The sequence below is a fragment of the Azospirillum sp. TSO5 genome (assembly GCF_003116065.1).
GTDB lineage: Bacteria > Pseudomonadota > Alphaproteobacteria > Azospirillales > Azospirillaceae > Azospirillum.
On record NZ_LGQY01000105.1, the window covers coordinates 48,608 to 55,235 of the forward strand.

General features: G+C 70.0%; 5 protein-coding genes. All 5 read left to right on the plus strand.

Translation table 11 applies throughout. From position 1 onward, the window contains the following. Positions 1-100 precede the first annotated feature (100 nt). Complete coding sequence (locus TSO5_RS24030) at positions 101-1,681, plus strand: flippase (RefSeq protein ID WP_109153986.1); 1,581 nt, start codon at positions 101-103, stop codon at positions 1,679-1,681. 147 nt (positions 1,682-1,828) lie between these two features. Further along, on the plus strand, positions 1,829-2,125 hold the full coding sequence (locus tag TSO5_RS24035) for a hypothetical protein (protein ID WP_044553747.1): 297 nt from the start codon (positions 1,829-1,831) through the stop codon (positions 2,123-2,125). A gap of 98 nt (positions 2,126-2,223) precedes the next feature. Beyond that, positions 2,224-4,620 carry a hypothetical protein gene (locus TSO5_RS33720; RefSeq protein WP_109153987.1) on the plus strand — a complete coding sequence of 799 codons (2,397 nt, stop codon included), beginning with the start codon at positions 2,224-2,226 and terminating at the stop codon, positions 4,618-4,620. A 7-nt stretch (positions 4,621-4,627) separates the two neighbouring features. After that, a complete protein-coding gene (locus TSO5_RS24045) occupies positions 4,628-5,218 on the plus strand; it encodes a YigZ family protein (RefSeq protein ID WP_109153988.1) in 591 nt (196 codons plus the stop codon). Positions 5,219-5,612: 394 nt separating this feature from the next. Beyond that, positions 5,613-6,628, plus strand: a 1,016-nt coding sequence (locus TSO5_RS24050) for a DUF4347 domain-containing protein (protein WP_146203829.1), incomplete at its 3' end; no start/stop codon positions are given.

Sequence of the window (6,628 nt, forward strand, 5' to 3'; positions counted from 1 at the left end):
GGACGGCATAGGCCTAGGTCCAACGGCTGAAGAGCCGCATGGCCGGGGTCGGGTCATCCCGAACGCCGCTCCACAGTGTTTCGCGTACGGACCCTCGATTTTGCTTCGCAACACGCTCTGGAATCTGCTCGGCGAGGGGCTGCCCATGGCGGCGGCCCTGCTGTCGATTCCGTGGCTCATCTCCGCCGTCGGGATGGAGCGCTTCGGCGCGCTGACCCTGATCTGGGCGCTGCTCGGCTATCTGGGCGTGCTGGACCTCGGGCTGGGGCGGTCGCTGGTCCAGGTCGTCGCCGACCGGATCGGGCATGATGCGGAGCACGGCAAAGGCTCTGCGAACGCCTCTGCCGACAGCTCTGCGAACAACTCTGCGAACACTGCGGGCATCGCCGGGCCGGCCATCGCCCTGATGGGCGCCGTCGGCCTGCTGACCGGCGGGGTGGTGGCGCTGGGCGCCGGGCTGCTGGCCGACCGCTTCCAGTTGGAGACCGGCACCTCGCCGGAGGAAATCCGCAACAGCCTGCTGGTGGCGGCGGCCATCGTGCCGATCGCGCTGGTCTCCGCCGGCCTGCGCGGCGTGCTGGAGGCGCACCAGCGCTTCCGCCCGATCAGCCTGGTGCGGATGACGGTGGGGGTGCTGAATTACCTGAGCCCGCTCTGCGTGCTGCCCTTCAGCCAGAGCCTGGTGCCGGTGATCGCCGCCATCGCGGTGGGGCGCTTCATCGGGCTGGTCGGCTACGGCATCCTGGCGGTGGGCCAAGTGCCGGACCTGCTGCGGCCCGGCCGCTGGGGCCGGCCGAGCTTGCGCGGGCTGTTCACCATGAGCGCCTGGATGATGCTGAACAATCTGGTCGGCCCGGCGATGCTCTATGCCGACCGCTTCATCCTGCTCAGCCTCGTTCCGGCGGCGATGGTCGCCTTCTACACGACGCCGTTCGAGCTTCTGTCGCGGCTGATGGTGATCCCGGGCGCGCTGTCGCTGGCCCTGTTTCCGCTGGCCTCCAGCCTGTTCCGGCGGGACCCGCCGGCGCTGGGCCGCATCCTGGATGCCGGCGGCCATCTGACGCTGGCGGTGTTCCTGGTCATGCAGGCCGCCACCATCGTCGGCGGCGAGACGGCGCTGGAGCTGTGGCTGGGGCCGGCCTTCGCCGCCAACAGCGCGTCGGTTCTGTCGATCCTGATGCTGGGCGTCTTCTTCAACGCCACCGCCTATGTGCCCAACACCCTGATCCAGAGTGTCGGCCGCGTCGATGTGACGGCCCGGCTGCAGATGGCCGAGCTGCCGGTCTATCTGGGCGTGCTGTGGCTGCTGGCCGAGCGCTATGGCGCGGTCGGCGCCGCCGTGGCCTGGAGTCTGCGCACCGCGGTCGATTGCGGGCTTCTGCTGGTGCTGCTGCCGCGGCTGGCGCCGGGAACCGGGGCGGTGGCGCTGACCATCGGCCTGCGCGCGCTGCTGGCCGGTGCGGCCGGGCTGGCCGGTCTGTTGGTCGGCGGGCCGGTGGGGGCGGCGATCAGCCTGACCGGGCTGCTGGCGGTCGGGCTTGGGGTGGCCGGCCGGCTGCTGCGCACCCGGTCGTGGGAGAAGCTGGCCGCCCCGCTGCGCAAGACGCGGCCGGCCGCCGCGCTGCCCGCCCCCATGATCGACGGGCGGGCCATCGACGGAGCGGCGACGGACCGTCCGTGACATCGTCTCATGAGCGTGGCCGGCGCGGGCGTGGTCCGCGGGGGCCGGCCGCGCTCGACCGCTGCGGCGCGCAGGTGGTTCCTTTGCCGCCGGAAATGCGCTATGTGAGCGGAAACTCTGTGCAACGCTGGTTGGAGTTCGAAGGCCATGGCCGAGGGTACTGTGGACTATTACGCGATGGTCGAAGAGGCTTGGCAGCTCAGCGACACCGCGCGCGACTATGTGAAGAACGCCGGCCGCGAGGTGGACAACACCGAGCTGTGGGAGAAGGTGTTCGCCTCCTCGCCGCTGATCGACCTGGAGCGCACCCGCGCCGAAGGCGGCCAGCCGCTGCAGAAGATTTTCTTCAAGAACCCCTACGGCCTGCAGTACCGCGCCGACCACAAGGACTGGATCCCGTTCCGCCACGGCGCGCTCGACCCGGCCTATCTCCAGGTCATCTGACCGGTTCATCTGGCCGGTCTGTTTGGCCGGTTCATCCGGCCTGATCGGCCGGTCGGCGCCGCCTTGCGGCGCCAGGGGGGACGGCTAGGGGGGCGTGCATGGCGCGGCTGGTGGCGGGGCAGGGCTTCGCCCTCGATATGGACGAGTCCCGGCTGGCGAACGGGTTCGTCGCCGATGCCTTCACCACCCTGCCGGATGCCGCCTCCATCGCCGCCGGGACCGGCAGCCAGACCGTCACCCGCACCGTCGCCGGTCGGGCGCATGCCGCCACGCTCGACTATGCCGCCGCCGGCAGCGGGGCGGCGGCGAGTGTCGGCTTCACCGGCCTGACCGACCGCGATCCGGCCGGCGCCCTGCGCTACCGGATCGAGGGGCTGAATGTTCCGCTGACCGGCGGGACGCTCGACCGGCTCGGCGCCCGGATCTTCCAGCAGATCGACGGCTTCGTCGGGGCGGACGGCAACGACAGCGTCTATCTGGGCATCCCCGGCGGACGCAGCTTCGACGGCGGCGCCGGTACCGACCGCGCCATCTACACCGCGGATCCGCGCCGCTATGCCCTGCAGGGCGGCAGCTACCGGGCGGAGACGCCGGTGGTGGTGGCGCTCGACGGCAGCGGCCGGCGCTACGCCGTGGTGTCGAGCCGCAGCATCGATACCCTGACCGATGTCGAGCTGCTGACCATCGACGGCCGCACTGCCGCCCCCTCGGCCTTCGCCTTCGACGCGCGCAGCTACCTCGCGGCCAACCGCGACCTCGCCGTCGCCTTCGGCGACAACACGATCGCGGCGGCGGCCCATTACGCCTGGAACGGCCGGAACGAGGGGCGCAGCCTCGGCGGCTTCGACGGGTTGAGCTATCTGGCGGCCAACCCGGACGTGCTGGCGGCGGTCGGCGTCGATGCCGAGGCCGCCAGACAGCATTATCTGGTCTATGGCGCCCGCGAAGGGCGGACGACCGGCTTCGATGCGCTGGGCTATCTCGCCTCCTATCCCGACCTGATCGCCGCCTTCGGCACCGACAGCCGGGCCGCGACCCTCCATTATTTGAGCTTCGGGCGGAGCGAGGGGCGCGGCATCACCTTCGACGCGGCGGCCTATCTGGCGGCCAACGCCGATGTGGCGGCGGCAACCGGCGGCGACGCCACGGCGGCCGAACTCCATTACCTCGTCTTCGGGCGGAACGAGGGCCGGCCGCTGCGGGCGACGCCCCGCCTGTCGGGGGCCGCGGCTCCCGCCTGGGCGGCGGGCCTGCTGTCCCCGCAAGGTGCGCCATTGGGTGCACCGGTCGTGGTGACCGGAACGACCGGCAACGACACGCTGAGCGGCAGCGCCGCCTTCGATGCATTGGGCAATCCGATCACCGACGCGGTGGACGGGCTGGGCGGCATCGATACCTTCGTGCTGACCGGGGCGCTCGCCTCCTATTCGCTGTCCATCGATGCCAACGGCACCCTGCTGGTCAGCGGGCCCGACGGTACCGACACGCTGACCGGCATCGAGCTGCTGCAGGCGACCGACGGGGTCTATCCGGTGGGGTCGCTGGTCAGCTTCTCCCAGCCCTCGCTGACCGGGCTGACCGTCTCGTCCTCGGCCTCCACCGGCAACGACTATCTGGTCGGCGGGATCATGGGCGACGCCATCGGCGGCGGCGGCGGCAACGACACCATCGCCGGGCTGACCGGCAACGACACGCTGTTCGGCAATGCCGGCAACGACCTTCTGCTGGGCGGCGACGGCGCCGACCAGTTGGAGGGCGGGGCGGGCAACGACCTGATGTTCGGCGGGGCGGGGGACGATCTGATGCGCGGCGACGTCATCGACGTCGTCGGCAACGACACCATGCTGGGCGAGGAGGGCAACGACTGGCTCGATGCCGGGGCCGGCAACGACTGGCTGGACGGTGGCGGCGGCAACGACACGCTCTATGGCGGGCTGGGCAGCGACGTGCTGCGCGGCGGCAGCGGCGACGACGTGATGTTCGGCGACGTCTATTCCGACCGCAGCCACGAGATCTCCGTCAACGCCAGCGACACGACGACCACCTACGAGGACGTGCTGCTGGGCGGCAACGGCAGCGACACGCTGATCGGCGGCTATGGCGCCGACCTGATGGACGGCGGCGCCGGGGCGGACGTCTTCTCCATCCGCAACCTGACCGAATCCACCCTGGCCGCCCCCGACGTCATCATCAACTTCAACGGCGCCGTCGTGGCGGCGGAGGCGCTGAAGGGGCTGGCGAGCTATGCCACCGTCGGCGCTGAGGGCGACCGCATCGACCTGTCGGAGATCGACGCCATCACCGGTACCACCGACAACGACGCCTTCACCTTCATCGGCACCGCCGGCTTCAGCGCGGCCGGCCAGCTGCGCTATCAGGCCTCCGGCGCCGTGACGCTGATCGAGGGCGACGTGAACGGCGACGGGGCGGCCGATTTCCGCGTCCAGGTCAACATCGCCAACTACAGCTTCTCCGCCTTCGACTTCGTGCTGTAGGCGGGCGATGTTCACCCTCGTCAGGACCGAACGGTTCGAGCAGGAGATCAAGAAGAGCCGCTTCCTGGCCCAGGCCGCCCCAGCCGACAGCGAGGAGGAGGCGCGCCGCTTCATCGCCGAACACAGCATGCCCGACGCCGGCCACAATTGCTGGGCCTTGCGGGTCGGCGACGTCTATCGCTTCAGCGACGACGGCGAGCCGGGCGGGACGGCCGGGCGGCCGATCCTGCAAGCCATCGAGGGGCAGGAGTTGGACCGGGTGGCGGTGGTGGTCAGCCGCTGGTTCGGCGGCATCCTGCTGGGCGCGGGCGGGCTGCTGCGCGCCTATGGCGGCACGGCGGCCAGCTGCCTGAAGGCGGCGGAGCGCGAGCCCATCGTCGATTACGCCACTCTGTCGGTTGCCTGTGCCTTCGCCGACGAGGCGCGCATCCGCTCCAGCCTCGGCGGCTTTCCCGGCACGCGGGTTGAGACGACGGGCTTCACCCCCGAGGGGGTCCGGCTTCACGTCACGCTACCCCGCGACCGGGCCGACGCGTTCATCCGGCTGGTCGCCGACATCTCCCGCGGGCAAGCGGTGGTCGAACCCGCCGGGGAGTGAGTGGCCGGATCTGGAGCTTGGCTGTTTTCCATAAACATCCTTATGTGTCTATTTGATGCCATGAAATCATGATCTGAAATATTGGTTTCATGGCCTGGAGTCTTGCCGCAGCCCCGCTCCGAACCACCTCTTTTTCGTGTGCGCAAAATGGAAGTTTCTCGCAAAGAGGCAATTTCGGTCAAATACCGCCGGACGCGAAAATGCGCTGAAGTCACCGTCTGAAATCGCATTCTCCTTCTTGCGATTTCCTAGAGGTGATCACCCTTTCTTGCCGGCAATACCCCGACTTATCGAATTGTTGATGGGCGTTCATTCCTCACATTTGGGGGAGGACGGCCGTTCGGTCTGAGGGAATATTGCCGCTACCGCCGGCGGCCATGAAGGAGGAGCATCCTTGCGCGACGTACTGATTGCGGACGCCAGCCTCGACGATCTCGACCTGCTGCTCGACCGTTGCCGGCCCGACGTCCGGATCGTCCGGGTAACGGCTGACGGAGATGGCGGGGAGGCCCTGGCCAACGCATTCGCCGACGCCCTGGGCGACGCCCTCGCCGACCGGCCCGCCGCCATCCATCTGCTGGCCCATGGCGAACCGGGCGCGGTGCGGTTGGGTGCCGGCCGGCTCGACGTCGCGGCGTTGTCCGGCCGCAAGGCAGAGGGGCGCGTCTGGCCGCAGGCGCCGGGGACCGAGATCCTGATCCATGCCTGCGACACCGGCGCCGACGGCGGACGTTTCGCCGCGGCGCTTGCGCAGGCGACCGGCGCCCGCGTCGCCGCCGCCAGCCATCCGGTCGGGCACTCATCGCTGGGCGCCTCCTGGGACCTCGACGTGACCACCGGGCCGATCGCCGCGTCCCTGCCCGTCTCCGACACCGGCGCCTGGGTCCACCGTCTGGCCTACAGCGGCACGGCCACCGACGGCGACGACACGCTGGTCGGCGACAATGGCGGCAACACCATCAACGGCGGGGCCGGCAACGACAGCATCACCGGCGGCACCGGCAACGACAGCCTGCTGGGCGGGACGGGCGACGACACGCTGGTCGGCGGCGGCAACAGCGGCCAGTCGGCCGGCGACACGCTGAACGGCGGGCTGGGTGGCGACCATTATGTCGGCGGCAACGGCTTCACCATCGTCACCTACGAGAACGCCACCACCGGCCTCACCCTGGACCTGACCAACGGTGCCAACAACACCGGCGAGGCGGCCGGCGATACCTTCGTCAACATCCAGCGCTGGGTCGGGTCGGAGCATGCCGACAGCCTGACCGCCGGCGACACCGCCGTCTGGTTCTGGGGCCATGGTGGCAACGACGTCGAGTATGGCGGCGCCGGCAACGACACGCTGGAGGCCGGCGACGGCAACGACACCATCTTCGGCGGCGGCGGCACCGACCTGATGTATGGCCG

What these genes read in the sequence shown, in the direction of transcription:
- TSO5_RS24035 (WP_044553747.1), top strand. Translation starts at nt 1,829, where the DNA reads ATGGCCGAGGGTACTGTGGACTATTACGCGATGGTCGAAGAGGCTTGG.
- TSO5_RS33720 (WP_109153987.1), top strand. Translation starts at nt 2,224, where the DNA reads ATGGCGCGGCTGGTGGCGGGGCAGGGCTTCGCCCTCGATATGGACGAG.
- TSO5_RS24045 (WP_109153988.1), top strand. Translation starts at nt 4,628, where the DNA reads ATGTTCACCCTCGTCAGGACCGAACGGTTCGAGCAGGAGATCAAGAAG.